Source organism: Mycolicibacter sinensis, assembly GCF_001667375.1.
GTDB classification, from domain to species: domain Bacteria; phylum Actinomycetota; class Actinomycetes; order Mycobacteriales; family Mycobacteriaceae; genus Mycobacterium; species Mycobacterium sinense_A.
Genome location: NZ_LZIN01000066.1, coordinates 31,623 through 54,549, shown reverse-complemented (window position 1 = coordinate 54,549; position 22,927 = coordinate 31,623). Strand labels below are relative to the sequence as shown.

The window sequence follows — 22,927 nt, the reverse complement described above, 5'->3', positions numbered from 1 at the left end:
GGGGGCCGCCGGGGTCTCCGATGACGAGATCCTCCGCCCGTTGCACGATCTGCTCACCGAACGGGTGGCGGCGCGGCTCATGCTCAACAGGTGCGGGTCGGACACCTGCGCGACGGTACCTCGTATCCACCGCTCCACCCGACCGGCGGGGGTGCTCTCCTTGGCCAGCTGGTGCTGCAGATAGGAGACGACGATGGCCACGCCGCGCTCCATCACCGCCTGGAAGAGTTCGTCCTTGCCGGTGAAGTAGCGGTAGAACGCCTTGTTCGACGACCCGGCCTCGGCCACGATGTCGGACACCCGCGGTTCTTCGGGCGCCACCCGCTCCAGCACCGTCACGGCGGCCGCCAGGATGCGCTCCACCTCTGCGGTGGCCTGCTGCTGGCGGTCGTCGAGCGCGCGGTGCACCGCGGCATCGACACGGGTGGTCATGGCACCGCGGGAATCCGGTCGACCAGGTCGCCGTACTTGGCGCGGGCGGCCTCGATGCGGTTGTCCAGGAACTCGCTGGGCCACTCCGGGTCCTCGGCCTCATAGTCTTTGAGCAGCAGCCGGGCCAGGTTCACCTTGTGCGCCTCGGTGGGCCCGTCGGCCAGCCCGAGCGCCACCCCGCCCAACAGCACATTGGTCAACGGCAGCTGCTCGGTCAGACCCATCGCGCCGTGAACCTGAATGGCGCGCAACCCGATCGACTTCAGGATCTGCGAGGCCAGGATCTTGCACACCCCGATCTCGGCGCGAGCCGCGTGCTCGCCGGCGGTGTCGATCAGCCAGGCGGCGTGCAGCACCGTCAACCGGAACGGGATCAGCTCGGCATACGAGTCGGCGATGAACGCCTGAACCAGCTGCTTGTCGGCCAGTGAACTGCCCTGGGTGAAACGGCTTTTGGCGCGCCGGGCCATCATGTCGATGGCGCGCTGCGCCACCCCGATCGAACGCATGGCGTGGTGCAGCCGCCCGCCGGCCAGCCGATTCTGCAGGATCAGGAAGCCCCGGCCCGGTTCGCCAAGGATCGCGTCCGCCGGCACCCGCACGTCGTCGTAGCGCACCAGCGAATGGCCCGCCTCGTGCGGATGCGAGCCCACCAGGTGGTGGGTGGCTTCGATGACCAGACCCGGTGTGCCGGCCGGGATCAGGAAGGTCGACGCGCCTCGGTGCACCGGCACGTCCGGGTCGGTGATGGCCACCACGATGAAGAACGACGCCACCGAGGCGTTGGAGGAGAAGTACTTTCGCCCGGTGATCACCCAGTCATCCCCGTCACGAACAGCTTTCGTGGTGAACACCCGCGGGTCGGCGCCGCCCTGCGGTTCGGTCATCGAGAAGCAGGAGAAGATCTCCCCGGACAGCAACCCGGCCAGATACTTGTCCTTCTGGTCGGCGGTGCCGAAGCGGGCCAGGATCTCGGCGTTGCCGGTGTCGGGGGCCTGGGTGCCGAACACGATCGGCGCCCAGCTGGACCGGCCCAGGATCTCGTTGATCAAGGCCAGCTTGACCGCACCGAACCCCTGCCCGCCGAGTTCGGGGCCCAGATGCGGCGCCCACAGTCCCTGCTCGCGCACTTGGTCTTTGAGGGGATCGACGATCCGGCGGCGCTGGTCGTCCAGCGGCAGGTATTCGCAGCCGGGGAACAGCACCTCGAGCGGTTCGACCTCGTCGCGCACGAACGCCCGGATCCAGTCCAGCTTCGCCTCGAACTCCGGTTCGGTGGAGAAATCCCAGGCCATGTCTCTACTCCCTGTCTGTCAGGTTCATTAGCGGCGACCCGCTGCGCCCGGCTCCGCCGCGCTTGCGATCGCCTAGGGAATGCCGCCGTCGGCCCGCACGATCGAACCGGTGGTGTAGCTGGAGGCGTCCGACATCAAAAACAGTGCGGCGCCGACGATCTCGCGCGGCTCTCCGGCGCGCTGCAAGGCGAAGTGCCCGAATGCATTCGCTACATCGAAATCCCAGGCCTTGGCGATATCGGTGAGAAACGGCCCCGGCATCAAGGTGTTGACCCGCACCGTCGGGCCGAAGGCCTGGGCCAGCGCCTCGGTCATGGCGTTGAGGCCGGCCTTGGACGCCGCGTAGGGGATGAACGACGGGTGCGGGCGCAGCGAGCCATGGGTGGAAACGTTGATGATCGAGCCCCGGCCCGCGGCCACCATCCGCTCACCGATCAGCGCCGAGAGCCGAAACGGTCCTTTGAGGTTGAGGTTGACCACCGCGTCGAACATCTTCTCGGTGACGTCGGTCTGCTTGTCGTAGACCGGCGACATACCCGCATTGTTGACCAGCACATCGACCTTGCCGAACCGCCCATAGGCCGCCTCGACCAGACCGTCGAGCTCATCCCAGCGCCCGACGTGCACCGCGTGCGGCAGGGCGCTGCGTCCGGTTTCGGCCTCGATCTCGGCCGCGGCCGCCTGGCACGCATCGAGTTTGCGGCTGGCGATCACCACGTCGGCGCCGCAGCGGGCGGCGGCCAACGCCATCTGTCGGCCCAGTCCCCGGCTGCCGCCGGTGACCAGCACCACCCGGTCGGTCAGGTCGAACAGTCCGTCGGCGTATCCCATGTCAGCGAACCGACGGCAGCGAGCGGGCCAGTTCGGCGGCGTTGGCGATCAACTGCGGGATCATCGGGCCCATCGCGGCGGCAATCGCCGGGTCGACTTGAGAGCCGGTCACCGATGCGGCGTAGGTCTTCTCCAGCACGATCCCGAGTTTCCAGTTGGCCAGCACCAGGTAGTAGTCGATGTTCTCGGTGGACAGTCCACTGACCTGCTCGTAGCGCTCCAGTAGCTCGCTGCGGGTCGGCATGCCCGCGAGGTCGGCGTAATAGCCGTGGGTGCGCGGGTTTTCGCCGTCATAGCCGAGCAGCGCCCAGGCCAGGTCGAGCAGTGGATCGCCGATGGTGGTCATCTCCCAGTCGATGATCGCGACCAGTTTCGCCGGAGCACCGTGGGCGTACATCACGTTGGCGAACTGGTAGTCGCCGTGCATGATGCCCGGGGTGTAATGGTCGGGACGGTTGCGCCGCAGCCAGTCCGACGCGTCGTCCAGCCCGGGCAACTCGCGCACCCGGTAGCTGTCCAGAAACGCCAGCCAGCGGTCGACCTGGCGCTCATGGAATCCGTCCGGGCGCCCGAACCCGTCGAGCCCGCGGGCGCGCCAGTCCAGCCGGCCGAGGCGGGCGGCGCCCTCGACCAACTCGAGGGCCAGGCCGCGGCGGGCGGCCAGGTCGGTGTCGAACGGGCCCGGCCAGGCGTTGCCGGTGGAGTTCCAGCCGTCCACCTCGGCCATCACGTAGAACGGCATGCCGATCAGGTCGCCGTTGTCGTCGGCGGCGATCAGCTCCGCGTGCGGGACATCGGTTCCCGACAGCGCCCGCACCAGCCGGATCTCGCGGCGCAGCCCGTCGATCCGGGCGGCGTCCGCCCGCGCGCCCGGCATCCGCAGCACCATGGTGGCTTCGCCGCGGCGCAGCCGGTAAAGGGTGTTCTGTGAGCCGCCGGTCAGCGGTTCCAGCACCGGCAGCTCGCCCTGGCCGGGTGCGGCGTTGGCATCCAGCCAGCGCTCCAGCGCCGCCGCGTCGAGCCGGGAATCCTGCCCACCGTCCATGAGCCGCACCTTTCAATCTCCGTACGGAGAATACCGTTCTCCGCCGAAAATGGAAGGGCTCCCGCATGCGCGGGGGCTTAACGGTGACCTAGGGGTTGAGCACCTCGGAGATCGGGGCGCCGGTGGCGATCTTGCCCCGCGCCCCCATCACCTTGCCGGGCCGGCCGGCGCCGACGACACCGACCAGCACGCCCTCGCGCTCGTAGTAGGCCAGGAACTTGTGGCCGTCGTCTTCGACCAGGTGCACGGTGTCGGTGGCCTGCGGCTCGCCCAGGCACTGGATCTTGACGTCGTACTGGTCGCTCCAGAAGTACGGGGGCACCGCCACGTCGTGCAGGGATTCCCGGCCCAGCATCGCCGGGACCATGACCCGCACCTGGGTGACGACGTTGCTCCAGTGCTCCACCCGGATCTCGTGGCCGCCGCGGCCGCGCCAGAACGCCACATCGCCGACGGCCCACACGTTGGGTGCGCTGGTGCGCCCGGTCAGGTCGCAGAGCACTCCGTTGCCCAGCTCGATGCCGCAGCCCTCCAGCCACTCAGTGGCCGGCCGGGAGCCCACGCCGAGCACCACCAGGTCGGCGGCCAGCTCGGCACCGTCGGCCAGCACGACGGTCTCGACATGGCCGGCGCCGCGGACCTCGGCGACCCCGACGCCGCTGCGGACGTCGACGCCGTTGGCCCGGTGCAACCGCGCCACCAGTTCGCCGATCTGCTCACCGAGCACGCCGGCCAGCGGGGCCGGTTGCGGCTCGACCAGCGCGACATCCACCCCGAGCTTGCGCAGGCTGGCCGCCGCTTCACAGCCGATGAAACCGGCGCCGATCACCACCGCGCGGCGGGCGGCGGCCGCGTCGCCGCGCAGCACCAGACTGTCTTCGAACGAGCGGACCACCCGGATGCCGTTGACGTCGCCGAGGCTGGGAATGCGCCGCGGCACCAGCCCGGTGGCGATGACGAGCTGGTCATAGGCCAGGACGGTGCCGTCGGCCAGCGTCACGGTCTGTGCCGCGGTGTCAACCCCGCGGGCGCCGCAGCCCAGCCGCAGGTCGATGTCGCGTGAGGCGTAGAACTCCGGCGGTTCCAGGGTGCTGTCGTCGCGTTCGCCGCGCAGCACGTCTTTGGTCAGCGGCGGCCGGTCGTACGGCGGGCGGGCCTCGTCGGAGACGATGGTGATCGGCCCGGCATACTCCTCGCGCCGCAGTTCCTCGGCGGTGCGCACCGCCGCCACGCCGCCGCCGACGATGACGATCCCGCGTTCGGGCACGTCGATCCCCCTAGTGTGGTCCCAGCAGAGCGCTCAGTATTTCAAAGCGCCCTTGTCGACCGGGATCTGCACACCAGTAAGGACGCCGGAGCCCGCGCCGGCGAGCCAGACCACCACCTCGGCGACCTCTTCGGACGTGATGAAACCGTTGGGGCGCAACGGCATCGGCGGGAAGGCGTGCAGGAAGTCGGGGTGGTCGCCGAAGATCTTGGCCATCACCTGCGGCTCGATCATCGGGGTGTCCACGGAGTAGGGGTGAATCGAGTTCACCCGGATCCCGTGCTCGCCGACCTCCAGCGCCAGGGTGTTGGTCAGGGCCACCAGGCCGTACTTGGAGGCCGCGTAGTGGCCGTTGCCGGGGGTGGCCTTCACCCCGGCCGAGGAACTGACGATCACGATCGAGCCGCCGTTGCCGGCCTCGATCATCGCCGGCACCGCCGCCCGGATGGTGCGCCAGGTGCCGGTCAGGTTGACGTCGATGACGGTGTTCCACTGCTCGTCGGTGAGCTCCCAAAGCCGGCCCCAGCTCAGCACTCCGGCGTTGGCCACCACCACGTCGAGCCGGCCGAACTGCTCCACCCCGTCGGAGACCAGGGCGCGCAGCGCGGCGTCGTCGCGCACGTCCACGGGACGGGCCAGCACCTTGCGGCCGTGCGCCTCGACCCCGGCGACCATCTCGGCGAGATCGTCGGGCGTGGCCGCCGGATAGGTGATCGCCTCCGACGCCGGTGCGCAGATGTCGCAGGCGATGATGTCGGCGCCCGCGGCCGCCAGCCGGATCGCGTGCGCCCGGCCCTGGCCGCGCGCCGCGCCGGTGACCAGCGCCACCTTGCCCTGCAGTTCGTGCTTCTCGTTCTGGCTCACGCGACGAGGCTAGCAGCTGAAACTGGAACCTGTTCTAGGTCCCCCACGGCCGCCGCACTCGGCGGGCCGCCGTATCGCCGACGGTGCGGTTTGGTCGGGGGAAGGCCGCTTTTGCCGAATAAACCGCACGTCGCAACGCACAAAAGCCCTCGACCTGAGTCGAGGGCTTTTGTGTCGCGCGGCGAAACTACTTGATGATCTTGGTGACCCGGCCGGCGCCGACGGTACGACCACCCTCACGGATGGCGAACCGCAGACCCTCGTCCATGGCGACGGGCTGGATCAGCTTCACGCTCATCTCGGTGTTGTCACCGGGCATCACCATCTCGGTGCCCTCCGGCAGGCTCACCACACCGGTCACGTCGGTGGTGCGGAAGTAGAACTGCGGACGGTAGTTGGTGAAGAACGGCGTGTGGCGACCGCCCTCGTCCTTGGACAGGATGTAGGCCTGACCCTCGAACTCGGTGTGCGGGGTGGTGGTGCCGGGCTTGACCACAACCTGGCCACGCTCGACGTCCTCGCGCTTGATACCGCGGATCAGCAGACCGACGTTGTCACCGGCCTGGCCCTGGTCCAGCAGCTTGCGGAACATCTCCACACCGGTGACGGTGGTCTTGGTGGTGGTGGTCTTGATACCGACGATCTCGACGTCCTCGTTCACGTTGATCACGCCACGCTCGACACGACCGGTGACCACGGTGCCACGACCGGTGATGGTGAAGACGTCCTCAACCGGCATCAGGAACGGCTTGTCGGTGTCGCGGACCGGGTCCGGGATGGACTCGTCGACGGCCTCCATCAGGTCCTGAACGGACTTGACCCACTTCTCGTCGCCCTCGAGCGCCTTCAGAGCCGACACCCGGACCACCGGGGCCTCCTCGTCGAACTCCTGGGCGGCCAGCAGCTCGCGGACCTCCAGCTCGACGAGCTCCAGGAGCTCCTCGTCATCGACCATGTCGGACTTGTTCAGCGCCACCAGGATGTAGGGCACGCCGACCTGACGGGCCAGCAGCACGTGCTCGCGGGTCTGCGGCATCGGGCCGTCGGTGGCCGCGACGACCAGGATCGCGCCGTCCATCTGGGCGGCACCGGTGATCATGTTCTTGATGTAGTCGGCGTGGCCCGGCGCGTCGACGTGGGCGTAGTGCCGCTTCTCAGTCTGGTACTCCACGTGGGAGATGTTGATCGTGATACCGCGCTGACGCTCCTCGGGAGCGTTGTCGATCTGGTCGAACGCACGCGACTCGTTCAGGTCCGGGTACTTGTCGTGCAGAACCTTGGTGATAGCCGCGGTCAGCGTGGTCTTGCCGTGGTCAACGTGACCGATGGTCCCGATGTTGACGTGCGGCTTCGTCCGCTCGAACTTCGCCTTCGCCACTTCTTGTCCTCCTGGACTTGTTGGTGCTGGGTTACAGCAGGTTTGATCATTTTGGGTTTGTGCCACCGTAGCGGCACGGGCGAAAAACTAGTTACTCGCCCGTCGCCTTCGCGATAATCTCCTTCGACACCTGCGCCGGCACTTCGGCGTAGGAGTCGAACACCATGGAGTAGTTCGCCCGGCCCTGGGTCTTCGACCGGAGGTCGCCGACGTAGCCGAACATCTCCGACAGCGGAACCTGCGCCTTCACGACACGCGCACCGCTGCGCTCCTCCATGGCCTGGATCTGACCACGGCGGGAGTTCAGGTCGCCGATCACATCGCCCATGTAGTCCTCGGGCGTGGTGACCTCGACGGCCATGATCGGTTCCAGGATCACCGGCTGCGCCGCTGCGGCAGCCTTCTTCAGCGCCTGCGAGCCGGCCACCTTGAAGGCCATCTCGGAGGAGTCGACATCGTGGTACTGACCGTCGGTCAGGGTGACCTTGAGGTTGACCAGCGGGTAGCCGGCCAGCACGCCGTACTGCATGGCGTCCTGGGCGCCGGCGTCCACCGCGGGGATGTACTCGCGGGGAACGCGGCCACCGGTGACCTTGTTCTCGAACTCGTAGGTCGCCCCGTCTTCGCCGGTGAACGGCTCGATGTCGATGAGAACCTTCGCGAACTGGCCCGAGCCACCCGTCTGCTTCTTGTGGGTGTACTCGACCTTCTCCACCTTGCGGCGGATGGTCTCCTTGTAGGCCACCTGCGGCTTGCCGACGTTGGCCTCGACCTTGAACTCGCGACGCATCCGGTCCACCAGGATGTCCAGGTGCAGCTCGCCCATCCCGCCGATCACAGTCTGGCCGGTCTCCTGGTCGAGGTGGACCTTGAAGGTCGGGTCCTCTTCGGCCAGCTTCTGGATCGCCAGGCCCAGCTTCTCCTGGTCGCTCTTGGTCTTGGGCTCGATCGCCACCTCGATGACCGGCGCCGGGAAGGTCATCGACTCCAGCACGATCTGGTTGGCCGGGTCGCACAGCGTGTCGCCGGTGGTGGTGTCCTTGAGGCCGATCACCGCGTAGATGTGGCCGGCGGAGGCCGAGTCGACCGGATTCTCCTTGTTGGAGTGCATCTGGAACAGCTTGCCCAGCCGCTCCTTCTTGCCCTTGGTCGAGTTGATCACCTGGGTGCCGGACTCGACCTTGCCCGAGTACACCCGCACGTAGGTCAGCTTGCCGAAGAACGGGTGCACCGCGATCTTGAACGCCAGCGCCGAGAACGGCTCGTCGATGCTGGGCTTGCGGCTGATGACCTCGTCTTCCTTGCCGGGCACGTGGCCCTGCACGGACTCGACGTCCAGCGGCGACGGCAGGTAGTCGATCACCGCGTCCAGCATCGGCTGAACGCCCTTGTTCTTGAACGCGCTGCCGCACAGCACCGGGTACAGCTCCGAGGAGACCGTCAGCTTGCGGATGCCGGCCTTGATCTCCTCGACCGAGAGCTCCTCGCCGCCAAGGTACTTCTCCAGCAGCGCCTCATCGGTCTCGGCGACGGCCTCCAGCAGCGCGGTCCGGTACTCCTCGGCCTTGTCGGCCAGATCGGCCGGGATGTCGACGGTCTCGTAGGTCTCGCCGAGCTTGGTCTCGCCGCGCCAGACCTTGGCCTTCATCTCGACCAGGTCGACGATGCCCTCGAAGTCGTTCTCCGCGCCGATAGGCAGCTGGATGACCAGCGGGCGGGCGCCGAGGCGTTCCTGGATGGTGCGCACGGTGAAGTAGAAGTCCGCGCCCAGCTTGTCCATCTTGTTGACGAAGCAGATCCGCGGCACGTCGTACTTGTCGGCCTGCCGCCACACCTGCTCGGACTGCGGCTCGACGCCCTCCTTGCCGTCGAATACCGCGACGGCGCCATCGAGAACACGCAGGGACCGCTCCACCTCGACGGTGAAGTCGACGTGGCCCGGGGTGTCGATGATGTTGATCTGGTTGTTGTTCCAGAAACAGGTCACCGCGGCCGAGGTGATGGTGATGCCGCGCTCCTGCTCCTGCTCCATCCAGTCGGTCGTCGAGGCGCCGTCGTGCGTCTCACCGATCTTGTAGTTGACACCGGTGTAGTACAGGATCCGCTCGGTCGTCGTCGTCTTACCGGCATCGATGTGCGCCATGATGCCGATGTTGCGGACCTTGTTCAGGTCGGTGAGCACGTCCTGTGCCACAGCAGTCTTCCCACTCTTTCGATTACGTCAATTGCTTTTGTCGCGCTGGGCACGGCGCCAAAATTTGGCACCGCGCCGGCTGGATCACCAGCGGTAGTGCGCGAACGCCCGGTTCGCCTCGGCCATCTTGTGAGTGTCTTCCCGCCGCTTGACGGCCGCACCCAGGCCATTGCTGGCATCCAGGATCTCGTTGGCGAGACGCTCGACCATGGTCTTCTCACGACGGGCCTTGGAGAAGCTGACCAGCCAGCGCAGGGCCAGCGTGGTGGAGCGCTCGGGGCGCACCTCGACCGGTACCTGGTAGGTGGCACCACCAACGCGGCGGCTGCGCACCTCGAGGGCCGGCTTGACGTTGTCCAGCGCACGCTTGAGCGTCACGACCGGGTCGGTGCCGGTCTTGTCCCGGGCCTGTTCCAGCGCGCCGTAGACGATGCGCTCGGCCAGCGACTTCTTGCCGTCCAGCAGGACCTTGTTGACGAGCTGGGTGACCAGCTGCGACCCGTAGACCGGGTCGGAGACCAGGGGACGCTTCGGTGCGGGGCCCTTGCGCGGCATCAGCTCTTCTCCTTCTTGGCGCCGTAGCGGCTGCGGGCCTGCTTGCGGCCCTTGACCCCCTGGGTGTCCAGCGAGCCGCGGATGATCTTGTAGCGCACACCCGGCAGGTCCTTCACCCGGCCACCACGCACCAGCACCATCGAGTGCTCCTGCAGGTTGTGACCCTCGCCCGGGATGTAGGCGGTCACCTCGACCTGGCTGGTCAGCTTGACGCGGGCCACCTTGCGAAGGGCCGAGTTCGGCTTCTTCGGGGTGGTGGTGTACACGCGGGTGCACACGCCACGACGCTGCGGGCTGCCCTTGAGGGCCGCGGTCTTGACCTTGCCGATCTTGTCGCGGCGGCCCTTGCGGACCAGCTGCTGAATGGTTGGCATCTACCGGCTTCCTGTATCGCTGTTCAAACTCTTGTAAATCCTGCGGTCTGTGCCCTACCGCTACCCCGCGGTCGGGCGTGTCGCATGGGCCGCTGCGAATTCCTCCGCTGCATAATGGACATGCGAATTGGGCCAGGCGCGCGCGTTATGTCACCAAACGCGCCTCGTGGCCAGGCACGAGCTACCACAATACCCGCCTGGACTCCGGCAGGTCAAAGCGCGTCGCCCCGGCCCTTTCGGGCTGTGCGGCGGCTACCCGGTTCGGCTCTCCATCGCCGACGCCAGCCGGCGCACCATGTCCGAGAAGATGGCGTCGGTGTCGACGTCATCCATCACCCCGGTCATCTCCAACAGCACGAATCCGTGCATCGCCGCCCAGAACTCCAGCGCCGCGTGAAACGCCCGATCACCGTCGAGCCCGTAGGACGCCAGCACCTCGATCACCGGGGCGGCCGCGCGGGTGGCAGCGGCGGTGTACTCCGGGTCCTCCCCGCCCAGCGGCATCCGGGTGAACGCCGAATAGCGGCCCGGGTGGTGGTGGGCGTAGCTGCGGTAGGCCCCGGCCATCACCAGCACCGCGTCGTCGCGCGCCCGGCCCTGGCCGACCTGGGTCAGCATCTCGAGAATGTCGTCGATGACCCGCATCCGCATCGCGCGGCGCAGGTCCCCCAGGCTGTGCACGTGGTTGTACAGCGACGGGCCCTTGGTGCCCAGCTGGGTGGCCAGCGCATTGATGGTCAGCGCGTCCCAGCCTTCGCGGTCCAGGAAGTTCAGTGCAGCGTTGACGATGACGTCCCGGCTCAGCTTGACCGGGCGCGCCCCCGATTTGCCGTTGGCACGCGAGCGACCGCCCGCCGCCGGCAGGTCTGGTCGAGCTGACATGGCGGTTGCCCTTCGTAGCAGTGCGTGCCGGACAGATCAGCAAAGAACTCTAATCCACCGATATGTAGGGGAACCCGCGTACGGCCAAGCCGGCGCGACGTAAGCTTTGCCGAAATCGCGTCCGGCGAGAGGGGCACGGGAGATGAAGTGGAGCGCGCTGGGAGCTGCGCTGCTGACCTTTGCGGCCGCTCCGCTAGCCGGCGCCCCGGACGCCCAGGCCGTGCCCGGCGACATCCACATCTACGGGGTGCATGAAACGCGCACGCTGGACTGCCAGGGCGGCACCCTGTTCATCAACGGGGTCAACATCACCGTGCATGCGTTCGGGGACTGCTGGGCGGTGACCATGCAGGGCTCGCAGAACACCGTCATCGCCGAGACCATCATCAACGACGTCACCGTCTACGGCTACGACCAGACCGTCTACTACAAAAATGGCGACCCTTTCCTGTTCGACCGCGGACGTGAGCTGGGGATGACCAACCGGCTCGCCCGCGTACCAGCGTGACCCGCGATCACCGCCGAAGCCGCTACTCGCTTCTCGGTGTTGTGCTGGTGGCGGTCGGCGCCGGCGTGACCGGTTGCAGCTCGGAGTCGGCTGAATCGGCCCGGATCTCCAAGAGCTTTGACGAGACGATCAACTACCAATCGTTCGGGACGACGTCGGCGGTGGACTGCGCCGACGGCAAGTCGCTGAACGTTGCCGGATCCAACAACAGGCTCACGGTCCGGGGCAGCTGCGAAGCGGTGAACGTCGCCGGTGCCGACAACCGGATCACCGTGGAACGGGTGGAGAAGTCGCTGACGGTCACCGGGCTCAACAACTCCATCACCTACCGCAGCGGCGAGCCGACGGTGGACGATCGCGGGTCGGGCAACACCATCGCCGATAAGCGCTAGGCTTTGGCGCCGGCCGCCGGTCAGGCTTTGGCGCCGTGCCGGCCGGCACCGCCGGCGAACCGGCCCGCCCCGTGCAGCGCCTCCGCGGCCACCCGCGACAGGCTGGCGAATTCCTGATCCATCGCGTGGGCTTCGGTCATCCCCCACTGTCGCAGCGCCGAGAGCCGATCCGAGCGCAGGCAGCCCTGCGGCAGCTCGGCGAGTTCGCCGGCCAATTGCTCGGCCCCGGCGCGGGCCTGCCCGTGGGGCACCACCCGGTTGGCCAACCCGATCGCGTGCGCCTCATCGGCGTCCACGGCGCGGCCGGTGAGGATCATGTCCATGGCGCGGCTGTGGCCGATCAGCCGGGGCAACCGCACGGTGCCGCCGTCGATGAGCGGCACCCCCCAGCGCCGGCAGAACACCCCGAACACGGCGTCGGCCTCGGCGACGCGCAGATCACACCACAGCGCCAACTCCAGACCGCCGGCCACCGCATAGCCGCTCACCGCGGCGATCACCGGCTTGGACAACGTCATTCGGGTCGGGCCCATCGGCCCCGGCCCGGTGCGGTGGGTCTGGTTGGCTTTCTCGGTGCCGAAGGCTTTGAGATCGGCTCCCGCACAGAAGGTTCCGTGATCCCCCCACAGCACCGCCACCGAGGCGGTGTCGTCGCGGTCGAAATCGGCGAAGGCCTGATACAGCGCGGCCGCGGTCGGTCCGTCCACGGCATTGCGGGCCTGCGGCCGGTTCAGGATCACCGTCGTCACCGCACCACTGCGCTCCACCCGTACCGAGTCCGTCATGACGGCACCTCCACCGCTCGGTCTGCATCACGCCGCGCCGCCACTTCGTCGGCGAATTCCCGGTAGCGACTGCGGATCCGATCGCCCGGCCAGTCCGGCGGCAGCAGTTCGGCCGGCAGCACCGGGTCGCGGCGCAGATGGCGGACCATGGCCGCGGCGACGGTGAAGCGGTCCGGTACCTCGGGAGCCTGGGTCATCGCCGTGAGCAGCTCGTTGCCGGTGGCCGCCCACCCGGCCAGATCCCACAGCTTGGCGGCCAGTTCGGCCGGCCGTTCATCGCGGGCGGTGAGCAACCGGGTGTGGGAGGCCAGATCAGCGCCCAGCTCGGCGTCGATGTTGTCCGGCCGCATCCAAATCCCTTCGCGCAGTTCGGCGAATCGCCGCTCGGTGAGCCCGGAGCGCAATGCGGCCCGGGTTCGCGCGTCGCAGCCGATGCTGGTGATCACCACCGTGAGCCAGTCGCCGCTCCACTGCCTGGTACGCGGGTTCAGCGCCTCGTCCTGCCGGCGCTGACGCTGCAGCAGACGGTCGGAGAGCCGATAGCCCTCAGCGGAACGCACCAGGTCCCCGGCGGCCATCAGCCGGGTCAGCGCCACTCGCATCGCGGTTTCTTTGATGCCGAAACCCGCCGTGAGCCTCAGTAATTCAGCTGAAGTGGCCGAGGCGGGATGCGCTCCCAGCAGCACCGACAACACCACCGAGCGGGCCGTCATGCGAACTGGTGTCTCAGCCATCTGACGCTTACACCCCGGATGCCTGTCGGCCGTAGTCCCCGAACGGCTCGTCACGGTGCCGCACCGCCTCGCGGAAGCCGTGCGCGCCCGCATCGGCGACGAACGCGTGCCCCTCCGGGGTGTGCCGCGCCACCCCGTCGAAGACGGTGCTGACCATCCGGCTGGTGGCCACCCCCTGTTGCAGCAGCGCAGTATTGAGCGCCAGCTTGGCCATGATCAGCTGGTTGACCGGCATGGCGGCGATGCGGGCCACCAGCCGTTCAGTGCGCTCGTCGAGATCGGTCGGATCGGGTGCCTCGATCGCCAGACCCCATTCGGCGGCTTGCGCGCCGGTGATGCAATCCCCGGTCAGCAGAAGGCGTTTGGCGCGCTGGTCGCCGAGCCGGTGTGCCCACAGCCCGGCCGCCGGCACGCCCCATACCCGCATCGGCGGATAGCCGATCTTGGCGTCGGAGGCCGCGATCACCTGGTCGGCGTGCAAGGCGATGTCGGTACCGCCGGCCACGCAGTAGCCGTGGATCTTGACCACGGTCGGCTTGTCGGCGTGCATCAGCGAGGCGAAGCCCCGGACGAACCGGCTCATCATCTGGTAGTCGACCATCGGGTCCCAGGGCTGGTCCGGGCGGTGGTTGGCAGCTTGGGTCTTGCCGTCGAGCACGCTGCCCCGATAGTTCTCACCGCCCGGTGACGACGAACCCTCGGCGTAGGCGCCCAGGTCGAAGCCCGCGCAAAATCCCTCGCCGCGGCCGGACACCAGGATCACGTGCACGTTCGGGTCCAGGTCGGCGCGCTCCACCAGGGCCGACAACTCCAGTGGGGTGTCGGCGGTGATCGCGTTGCCCTTCTCCGGGCGGTTGAAGGTGATCCGGGCGATGCGATCGGTGACCTCGTAGGTCATGGTGCGCAGATTGTCGAATTCGACCGGGGCAATGTGATGCCGCATGTATCGCCTTTTCTGACCGTGTACGACCCTCGACGACCTGTTACGACCCTTTGACGACGGCGCGCTCGAGGATCGGCCCAAGGTCCAGGCCCGCGGGAAGCGTACCGAACGCCCCGCCCCACTGCCCGTCGAATCGGGTGGCCAGAAACGCCTCGGCGACGGCCGGGTGGCCGTGCCGCACCAGCAGCGCCCCCTGCAGTGCCAGGCAGATGTCCTCGGCGATCTTGCGGGCCCGGTACTGCGCTGCGTCCACGTCGCCGAGGTCGCCCAGCTGCGCCTTGAGGGCAGTAACGTGGGCGTCGAGCCGGACGTCTTGCCCGGCGCTGTCGGCCAGCTCGTCGAAGAGCACCGCCACCGAGTCGGGCTGGGTGGCCAAGGCCCGCAGCGTGTCCAGTGCGCTGACGTTGCCCGAACCCTCCCAGATGCCCATCAGCGGCGCCTCCCGGTAGAGCCGCGGCATCAAGGTGTCCTCGATGTAGCCGTTGCCGCCCAGGCATTCCATCGCCTCGGCGGCGTGCGGGGTGGCGCGCTTGCACACCCAGTACTTGGTGGCCGCCAGCCCGATCCGGCGCAGCAGCCCCTCCCGGTCGTCACCTTGGACCGCCTTGTCGGTGGCGCCGGCCATCCGCATGGTCACCATGGTGGCCGCCTCGGCTTCCACCGCCAGGTCGGCCAGCACGTTGCGCATTAGAGGTTGGTCGATCAGGTAGGCGCCGAACGCTTTTCGGTGCTGCGCGTGGTAGATCGCGCGGGCCAGCCCCATCCGCATGCTGGTGGCACTGCCCAGCGCGCAGTCCAGCCGGGTGAGGTTGACCATCTCGATGATGACCGAGACGCCACGGCCCTCCTCCCCGACCAGCCACGCGGTGGCGCCGTCGTACTCGACCTCACTGGAGGCGTTGGCGTGGTTGCCGAGTTTGTCCTTGAGCCGCTGCAGCCGCATCCGGTTGCGGGTGCCATCCGGCAGCACCCGCGGCAGAAAGAAGCAACTCAGGCCACCGGGCGCCTGGGCCAGCACCAGGAACACGTCGCACATCGGCGCCGAGGTGAACCACTTGTGCCCGGTCAGCGTGTAGCTGCCATCAGCGTTGGGCACCGCCTGGGTGGTGCCGGCGCGCACATCGGAGCCGCCCTGTTTCTCGGTCATCGACATGCCCGCGGTGATTCCCGCCTTGTCGGCCGGCACCTTCAGCTCGGGGTCATAGACCCGACTGGTCAACAGCGGCTCGTAGGTTTTCGACAGTTCGTCGTTGTAACGCAGGGCCGGGACGATCGCGTACGTCATCGAGATCGGGCACATGTGGCCGGGCTCGGCGGTCCACACCCCGGTCTGGGCGGCCCGCACCACGTGGGCGCCCGGCCGCGGATCGGCCCACGGCGCGGCGTGCAGGCCGTGCTCGATCGCGGTGCGCATCAGCTCGTGGTAGGCGGGGTCGTATTCCACTTCGTCGATGCGGTTGCCGACGACGTCGTGGGTGTGCAGGACCGGCCGGTTGCGATCGGCGAGCTCACCCCAGCGCTGGGCCTGCCGCGAGCCGGAGATGGCGCCGAGGTCGGTGACCTCGTCGACGCCCCACTGACCGCCCTCGCGGATCAGCGCCTCGAGGAGAACCGGCGACGAAGCGGGGTTGTAGCCCTCCAGCGGAGGGACCTGGTTGATGACGACATGCGTATCGGCCATAACGCAGTATTACAGTTTTTCGACGTACGCACAACGCATGTAACTTCACTTATGTTCGGCGAACAAAACGGCGGTCACGGCCCGAGGTCGGGAGGTTCCAGGCCGTGACCGCCGCGTCTATGGGCGCCGTGCTAGGGGCAGCTCAATTCCGCCGCAGCCGTTCAGTCATCAAAGACCCTCCCGGCGCAATGGACCTGCAAGCCGCCCTACTCGCGGAGCCATAGCAAATTAATAGCACATCACCAACCGCTTGTCATCTACTTCACGGGAAAACGGACATAACGGATTATTGGATGCCGAACCGGGGAGGTACGGTCTTCGCCAGCCAGCCAGCCGGTCAGGGTCAGCCGGCGCGCTCCTTCAGAAACGCGATGTCGGCCTTGCGGCCCTCGTCGGCGGTTTCGCAAATGACCGGGGCGCCGGCGGCCTTGACCACGGCGACCAGCAGCTCGGGATCGATCTGGCCGGTACCGAAGTTGGCGTGCCGATCCCGGCCGGAGCCCGCGGCGTCCCGCGAGTCGTTGCAGTGCACCAGGTCGATGCGGCCGGTGATGCCCTTGATCCGCTCCACCGCGTCGGCCAGCTTCTCCCCGGCCGCCCAGGCGTGGCAGGTGTCCAGGCAGAACCCCACCCCGGTGTCGCCGATGTGGTCCCACAGCTTGGCGATGGTGTCGAAACGACGGGCCATCGCATACTCGCCACCGGCGGTGTTCTCCAGATACACCGGCACCGTCGTCTCCAGCCGGTCCAGCGCCTTGCGCCAGCGGACGAACCCGGCTTCCGGATCGTCGTCGTCGGCGCTGACGTGTCCGCCGTGCACGATCACCGCGGCCGCGCCGATATCGGCGGCGGCATCGCAGGTCTGCTGCAGGACGGTGCGCGAGGGGATGCGCACCCGGTTGTTCGGCGAAGCCACGTTGATCAGGTAGGGCGCGTGCACATAGATCGGCAGCGCGGCCTGTCGCAGGCGCTCGGCATCCTCGCGCGGTTTGGGGGGCTTCCAGCTCTGCGGGTTGCCGAGAAAGATCTGCACCGTGTCGGCGCCGTCCGCCTCCGCGGCGGCCAACGGATCAGCAGGGCGCACATGGGAACCGATCAACACGCCGGTGAGCCTAGTTCGGCGACGATGCGGGCGAGGGACGAGCCGGCTGAGGAGCCGGACAATCAGGCCACTGCCAGGTGTGTACCGGCTGATTGGTGTGCATGTGTGCGCAGTAGCGCCGCAGCATCTCCGCCAGCGCATCCGGCCGGCTCATCCCCTGTGCCTGCAACGCCCGCACCGTCGCCACCTGCCAGGTGGCGCCGTTGCGCCCAGAGTCGATCCGGCCCTCGATGATGCCCAGGAACCGGTCGGAGACTTCCGCGGCCACCCCCCACTCGTCGAGGCCCTGCCGGGCCATCGGAAGCAGCTCGCGCCGGGTCAGCTCTGCCACGCTGACCTCGCCCAGCTCCGGCCAGTCCAGCCGGGCGTCCAGGCCGTGGCGGGCGGCCGCACGGAAGTTGCGGTGGGCGGCGGCAAAACTCATCTGGGTCCACAGCGGCCGTCGTTCACGGGCCATCCTGCGCAGCAGGCCGTAGTAGAAGACCGCGTTGGCCAGCATGTCGGCAACCGTCGGCCCGGACGGCAGCACCCGGTTCTCCACGCGCAGGTGCGGCCGTCCGTCGACGACGTCATAAACCGGCCGGTTCCACCGGTACACCGTCCCGTTGTGCAGGCGCAGCTCGGCCAGCTGCGGTGTGCGGCCCTGCGCCAGCTCGGCGGCCGGGTCCTCCTCGGAGACCTCCGGCAGCAGCGACGGGAAGTAGCGCACGTTCTCCTCGAACAGGTCGAAGATCGAGGTGATCCACCGCTCGCCGAACCACACCCGCGGCCGCACGCCCTGGTTCTTCAGCTCGTCGGGGCGGGTGTCGGTGGACTGGGCGAACAGCTCGACCCGGGTCTCCGCCCACAGCCGGTGGCCGAAGAAGTACGGCGAATTGGCGCCCAGGGCCAGCTGCGGGCCGGCCAGTACCTGCGCGGCGTTCCAGTGGTCGGCGAACTGAGCCGGCGACACCTGAAGGTGCAGTTGCATGCTGGTGCATGCCGATTCCGGTGCGATGGTCGTCGCCTGCAGGCTCAGCGGCTCCGGTCCGTCGATGTCGATGGCGAGGTCTTCCCCGCGCGCAGCGAAGATCGAATCGTTGAGCGCCGCATACCTGGCCGACTCGCTCATCCAGTCTCCGGTCAGGTGCTCGGGCATCAGCGTGGGCAGAATCCCGATCATCACGATGCGTGCGCCGTCGGCGTGGGCCTTGACCTCTGCGGCATTGAGGCTGGCACGCACCTCGGCCTCCAACTCCAGCCCGAGGCGCCCGGGCAGCGGCCGCGGCGGGACGTTGAATTCGATGTTGAAGGCGCCCAACTCGCGCTGGTAAGCCGGATCGTCGATTCTGGCGAGCACGTCGGAATTGGCCATCACCGGCCGGTAGTCACCGCCGACCAGGTTGGCCTCGATCTCCATGCCGGTCAGCGGCTGGTCGTCGCAGTCGAAGCTGGACTGGGCCAGCATCCTCTCGAAAACGTCGAGACACTGTTGGATCTTTTGCCGGTAGAGCTGGCGCTGAGTGCGACTGTAGTCGGTGCGCTTGACCTCGTCCCCCATGCCAACGATGCAACCTGCTCGGCGCGGTGGCCGCAACCCGAGCCTCCTTCGCGCCGAACGTGAAGCCAACTTCACGCTCGGCCATCGAACGTGAAGCCACCTTCACGCTCGGCGGGAGGAACGAGAAAAGCCCCGGGCGTGCCCAGGGCTTTCCTCGTCGTCGGACTAGCGGTAGTCGCTGTAGCCGTAGTCGTCCAGCGGCACCGCGGCACCGGTGGCCGCGCCGAAGTCCGGGCTGTAGTACTGATCCTCGTAGGACGGGATCGTGTACGCCGCGGCCCGGGCCTCCTCGGTCGGCTGCACCGCGATGTTGCGGTACCGGTTGATGCCGGTGCCGGCCGGGATCAGCTTGCCGATGATCACGTTCTCCTTGAGGCCCTGCAGCTTGTCGCTGCGGCAGTTGATCGCCGCATCGGTCAGCACGCGGGTGGTCTCCTGGAACGACGCCGCGCTCAGCCACGAGTCGGTGGCCAGCGACGCCTTGGTGATACCCATCAGCACCGGACGACCGGCCGCGGGCTCCAGCCCCTCGGCCACCACCCGCCGGTTCGCCGTCTCGAACTCGGCCCGCTCGGTCAGCGAACCGGGCAGGAACTCCGTGGCGCCCGAGTCGATGATGGTCACCCGGCGCAGCATCTGCCGGACGATCACCTCGATGTGCTTGTCGTGGATCGACACACCCTGAGCCCGGTAGACCTGCTGGACCTCGTTGACCAGGTGGATCTGTACCTCGCGCGGGCCCTGCACGCGCAGCACCTCGTGCGGATCGGCCGAGCCCTCCATGAGCTGCTGGCCGACCTCGACGTGGTCGCCGTCGGACAGCAACCGCTCCGAGCCGTCCTCGTGCTTGAACACCCGCAGCCGCTGACGCTTGGGCAGCTTGTCGTAGACCACTTCCTCGCCACCGTCGTCCGGCACGATCGTGATCTTGTAGAACTTCTCGCCCTCTTCGAGCTGCACCCGGCCGGCGACATCGGCGATCGGCGCCTTGCCACGCGGGATGCGCGCCTCGAACAACTCCTGCACCCGCGGCAGACCACCGGTGATGTCCTCACCGACACCACCCTGGTGGAAGGTGCGCATGGTCAGCTGGGTACCGGGCTCACCGATGGACTGGGCCGCGACGATGCCGACGGCCTCGCCGATGTCGACCAGCTTGCCGGTGGCCATCGACCGGCCGTAGCACGTGGCACACACGCCGGTTCCGGTGGCACAGGTCAGCACCGAACGCACCTTCACGCTGGTGATTCCGGCAGCCAGCAGTGCCTCGATCGACGGGTCGCCGAGGTCGTGGCCGCGCTCGATGACGACCTTGCCCTTCGCATCGGCCGCATCGACGGCCAACGTGCGGGCGTACGCCGAGGTCTCGATGAACGCGTTGCGGATCAGCGATCCGTCGGCGGCCACCTCAGCCAGCTCCACCATGATGCCGCGCTCAGTGCCGCAGTCGTGTTCGCGCACGATCACGTCCTGCGAGACGTCCACCAGACGACGGGTCAGGTAACCCGAGTCGGCGGTACGCAACGCGGTGTCCGCCAAGCCCTTTCGAGCACCGTGGGTGTTGATGAAGTACTCCAGCACCGTCAGGCCCTCACGGAAGGAGGACTTGATCGGCCGCGGGATGAACTCACCCTTGGGGTTGGTCACCAGGCCCTTCATGCCGGCCAGCGTCCGGGTCTGGGTGAAGTTACCCGTGGCACCGGAGTCGACGATGGTGATGATCGGGTTGTCGGCCGGGTAGTGGTCACGCAGCGCGTTACCCACCTCCTCGGTGGCTTCCTTCCAGATCTCCACCAGCGCCTCGTTGCGCTCCTCGTGGTTGAGAGCGCCACGCTGGAACTGCTTTTCGACCTTGTCGGCGCGCTCCTCGTAGGAGTCCAGGATCTCCTTCTTGCGCGGCGGCACCAGCACATCGGCCATCGAGACGGTGACCCCAGAACGGGTGGCCCAGTAGAAGCCGGCGTCCTTGAGCTTGTCCACGGTCTGGGCGACCACGATCATCGGGTAGCGCTCGGCCAGGTCGTTGATGATGACGGCCTGAACCTTCTTGTGCATCTGCTTGTTCACGAACGGATACCCGGTCGGCAGCAGCTCGTTGAACATCACCCGGCCCAGCGTGGTCTCGGCCATCCAGGCGTCGCCCGGCCGCCAGCCGTTGGCGCCGAACAGCTCGGTCTCGACCTCGGCCGGCGGCCGCAGCTGGTCCAGACGCACCTTGATCTTGGCCCGCACGGAAAGCGCACCGCGGTCGACGGCCATGATCGCCTCGGCCGGCGAGGAGTACACGCCGGACTCCGGGCGGTCCTTGGCGGCCGGGACGTATTCGCCTGCGTCACCTTCGATCTCGGTGGTCAGGTAGTACAGGCCGGTCACCATGTCCAGACGCGGCATGGCCAGCGGGCGACCCGAGGCCGGCGACAGGATGTTGTTCGACGACAGCATCAGGATGCGGGCCTCGGCCTGCGCCTCGGCGCTCAGCGGCAGGTGCACCGCCATCTGGTCGCCGTCGAAGTCGGCGTTGAAGGCCTCACACACCAGCGGGTGCAGCTGAATGGCCTTGCCCTCCACCAGCTGCGGCTCGAAGGCCTGGATACCCAGGCGGTGCAGCGTGGGTGCCCGGTTGAGCAGCACCGGGTGCTCGGCGATGACCTCTTCGAGGACGTCCCACACCTGCGGGCGCTGCCGCTCCACCATCCGCTTGGCGCTCTTGATGTTCTGCGCGTGGTTCAGGTCGACCAGTCGCTTCATCACGAACGGCTTGAACAGCTCGAGCGCCATCAGCTTGGGCAGACCGCACTGGTGCAGCTTGAGCTGCGGACCGACCACGATGACCGAACGGCCCGAGTAGTCGACACGCTTGCCGAGCAGGTTCTGCCGGAACCGGCCCTGCTTGCCCTTGAGCAGATCGGAAAGCGACTTCAGCGGACGGTTCCCCGGGCCGGTGACCGGCCGGCCGCGACGGCCGTTGTCGAACAGCGCGTCGACGGACTCCTGCAGCATCCGCTTCTCGTTGTTGACGATGATCTCGGGCGCCCCGAGGTCGATCAGTCGCTTCAACCGGTTGTTGCGGTTGATGACCCGGCGGTACAGGTCGTTGAGGTCGGACGTGGCGAACCGGCCACCGTCGAGCTGCACCATCGGGCGCAGCTCCGGCGGGATCACCGGCACCGCGTCGAGCACCATGCCCATCGGGGAGTTGCCCGACATCTGGAAGGCCGCCACCACCTTGAGGCGCTTGAGGGCGCGAAGCTTCTTCTGCCCCTTGCCGTTCTTGATGGTGTCGCGCAGCGACTCGGCCTCGGCGTCGATGTCGAAGGTCTCGATCAGCTTCTGAATCGACTCCGCACCCATCGCACCGGTGAAGTACTCGCCGTAACGGTCGACCAGCTCGCGGTAGACGGTCTCGTCGACGATCAGCTGCTTGGGAGCCAGCTTGACGAAAGTGTCCCAGATGTTGTCGAGCCGGTCCAGCTCACGCTGGGCGCGGTCGCGCAGCTGGCGCATCTCGCGCTCGCCGCCATCGCGAACCTTGCGCCGCACATCGGCTTTCGCACCCTCGGCCTCCAGCTCGGCCAGGTCGGCCTCCAGCTTCTGGGCGCGGGCCTCCAGGTCGGCGTCCCGCTGGTCCTCGACGCCCTTTTTCTCGACGACCATCTCGGCTTCCAGCGTGGACAGCTCGTTGTGACGCATCTCGGTGTCGACGCTGGTGATGACGTAGGCCGCGAAGTAGATGATCTTCTCGAGGTCCTTGGGCGCCAGGTCGAGCAGGTAGCCCAACCGGGACGGCACACCCTTGAAGTACCAGATGTGGGTGACCGGAGCGGCCAGTTCGATGTGGCCCATCCGCTCACGACGCACCTTGGCGCGGGTCACCTCGACGCCACAGCGCTCACAGATGATGCCCTTGAAGCGCACGCGCTTGTACTTGCCGCAGTAGCACTCCCAGTCGCGAGTCGGTCCGAAGATCTTCTCGCAGAACAGGCCGTCCTTTTCGGGCTTGAGCGTGCGGTAGTTGATCGTTTCCGGCTTCTTGACCTCACCGTAGGACCATTGCCGGATGTCCTCCGCGGTTGCCAGACCGATGCGGAGCTCATCGAAGAAGTTGACGTCGAGCACGTAACTCCC

At 67.7% G+C, this 22,927-nt stretch carries 20 protein-coding genes; 2 read left to right on the top strand and 18 right to left on the bottom strand.

Features of this window, described 5'->3' with window-relative positions; translation table 11 throughout:
- The 11 genes from A5771_RS12940 to A5771_RS12890 form a co-directional block, all read right to left on the bottom strand.
- Positions 1-432, bottom strand: a 432-nt coding sequence (locus A5771_RS12940; RefSeq protein ID WP_234783042.1) for a TetR/AcrR family transcriptional regulator, incomplete at its 3' end; no start/stop codon positions are given.
- Complete coding sequence (locus tag A5771_RS12935) at positions 429-1,727, bottom strand: acyl-CoA dehydrogenase family protein (RefSeq protein WP_064855613.1); 1,299 nt, start codon at positions 1,725-1,727, stop codon at positions 429-431. The genes A5771_RS12940 and A5771_RS12935, both read right to left, overlap by 4 nt.
- 72 nt (positions 1,728-1,799) lie before the next feature.
- The gene (locus A5771_RS12930; RefSeq protein WP_064855612.1) at positions 1,800-2,558 is read right to left on the bottom strand and encodes an SDR family NAD(P)-dependent oxidoreductase; all 759 of its coding nucleotides are present in this window, start codon (positions 2,556-2,558) and stop codon (positions 1,800-1,802) included.
- 1 nt (position 2,559) lies between these two features.
- Positions 2,560-3,603, bottom strand: a complete 1,044-nt coding sequence (locus A5771_RS12925; protein WP_064855611.1) for a phosphotransferase family protein — start codon at positions 3,601-3,603, stop codon at positions 2,560-2,562.
- Positions 3,604-3,691: 88 nt separating this feature from the next.
- Entirely contained in the window at positions 3,692-4,870 is a 1,179-nt protein-coding gene (locus A5771_RS12920) for an NAD(P)/FAD-dependent oxidoreductase (protein ID WP_428844409.1), read from the bottom strand.
- A 33-nt stretch (positions 4,871-4,903) separates the two neighbouring features.
- Complete coding sequence (locus tag A5771_RS12915) at positions 4,904-5,734, bottom strand: mycofactocin-coupled SDR family oxidoreductase (RefSeq protein ID WP_234783041.1); 831 nt, start codon at positions 5,732-5,734, stop codon at positions 4,904-4,906.
- Positions 5,735-5,921: 187 nt separating this feature from the next.
- On the bottom strand, positions 5,922-7,112 hold the full coding sequence (gene tuf, locus A5771_RS12910) for an elongation factor Tu (RefSeq protein WP_064855609.1): 1,191 nt from the start codon (positions 7,110-7,112) through the stop codon (positions 5,922-5,924).
- 91 nt (positions 7,113-7,203) lie between these two features.
- Positions 7,204-9,306 carry an elongation factor G gene (fusA, locus tag A5771_RS12905; protein ID WP_064855608.1) on the bottom strand — a complete coding sequence of 701 codons (2,103 nt, stop codon included), beginning with the start codon at positions 9,304-9,306 and terminating at the stop codon, positions 7,204-7,206.
- Positions 9,307-9,390: 84 nt separating this feature from the next.
- The gene (gene rpsG / locus A5771_RS12900; protein WP_064855607.1) at positions 9,391-9,861 is read right to left on the bottom strand and encodes a 30S ribosomal protein S7; all 471 of its coding nucleotides are present in this window, start codon (positions 9,859-9,861) and stop codon (positions 9,391-9,393) included.
- Positions 9,861-10,235, bottom strand: coding sequence for a 30S ribosomal protein S12 (rpsL, locus tag A5771_RS12895; protein ID WP_064855606.1), 375 nt, complete (start codon positions 10,233-10,235; stop codon positions 9,861-9,863). The genes rpsG and rpsL overlap by 1 nt, the downstream gene beginning before the upstream one ends.
- Positions 10,236-10,487: 252 nt before the next feature.
- Complete coding sequence (locus tag A5771_RS12890) at positions 10,488-11,117, bottom strand: TetR/AcrR family transcriptional regulator (RefSeq protein ID WP_064855605.1); 630 nt, start codon at positions 11,115-11,117, stop codon at positions 10,488-10,490.
- Between the two features lie 142 nt (positions 11,118-11,259).
- On the opposite strand from A5771_RS12890, the gene A5771_RS12885 reads away from it, so the two are divergent.
- Both A5771_RS12885 and A5771_RS12880 read left to right on the top strand, forming a co-directional pair.
- Positions 11,260-11,625 (top strand): DUF3060 domain-containing protein, encoded by a 366-nt coding sequence (locus A5771_RS12885; protein ID WP_064855604.1) that lies wholly within the window; start codon positions 11,260-11,262, stop codon positions 11,623-11,625.
- Positions 11,622-12,017: a DUF3060 domain-containing protein gene (locus A5771_RS12880; protein WP_064855603.1), complete on the top strand. Its 396-nt coding sequence runs from the start codon at positions 11,622-11,624 to the stop codon at positions 12,015-12,017. Before A5771_RS12885 ends, A5771_RS12880 begins: the two co-directional genes overlap by 4 nt.
- Positions 12,018-12,037: 20 nt before the next feature.
- Here the strand turns inward: A5771_RS12880 and A5771_RS12875 are convergent, their stop codons facing one another.
- From A5771_RS12875 to A5771_RS12845, 7 genes are all read right to left on the bottom strand, one after another.
- The gene (locus A5771_RS12875) at positions 12,038-12,802 is read right to left on the bottom strand and encodes a crotonase/enoyl-CoA hydratase family protein (RefSeq protein WP_064855602.1); all 765 of its coding nucleotides are present in this window, start codon (positions 12,800-12,802) and stop codon (positions 12,038-12,040) included.
- The gene (locus A5771_RS12870; protein ID WP_234783040.1) at positions 12,799-13,536 is read right to left on the bottom strand and encodes a PaaX family transcriptional regulator C-terminal domain-containing protein; all 738 of its coding nucleotides are present in this window, start codon (positions 13,534-13,536) and stop codon (positions 12,799-12,801) included. The genes A5771_RS12875 and A5771_RS12870 overlap by 4 nt, the downstream gene beginning before the upstream one ends.
- Positions 13,537-13,543: 7 nt before the next feature.
- A complete protein-coding gene (locus A5771_RS12865; protein ID WP_064855600.1) occupies positions 13,544-14,479 on the bottom strand; it encodes a crotonase/enoyl-CoA hydratase family protein in 936 nt (311 codons plus the stop codon).
- A gap of 40 nt (positions 14,480-14,519) precedes the next feature.
- The gene (locus A5771_RS12860) at positions 14,520-16,160 is read right to left on the bottom strand and encodes an acyl-CoA dehydrogenase family protein (protein ID WP_064855599.1); all 1,641 of its coding nucleotides are present in this window, start codon (positions 16,158-16,160) and stop codon (positions 14,520-14,522) included.
- Between the two features lie 343 nt (positions 16,161-16,503).
- Positions 16,504-17,262 carry a deoxyribonuclease IV gene (locus A5771_RS12855; RefSeq protein ID WP_064855598.1) on the bottom strand — a complete coding sequence of 253 codons (759 nt, stop codon included), beginning with the start codon at positions 17,260-17,262 and terminating at the stop codon, positions 16,504-16,506.
- A 10-nt stretch (positions 17,263-17,272) separates the two neighbouring features.
- A complete protein-coding gene (locus A5771_RS12850) occupies positions 17,273-18,802 on the bottom strand; it encodes a hypothetical protein (protein WP_064855597.1) in 1,530 nt (509 codons plus the stop codon).
- 165 nt (positions 18,803-18,967) lie between these two features.
- A complete protein-coding gene (locus A5771_RS12845; RefSeq protein ID WP_064855596.1) occupies positions 18,968-22,918 on the bottom strand; it encodes a DNA-directed RNA polymerase subunit beta' in 3,951 nt (1,316 codons plus the stop codon).
- Positions 22,919-22,927 lie beyond the last annotated feature (9 nt).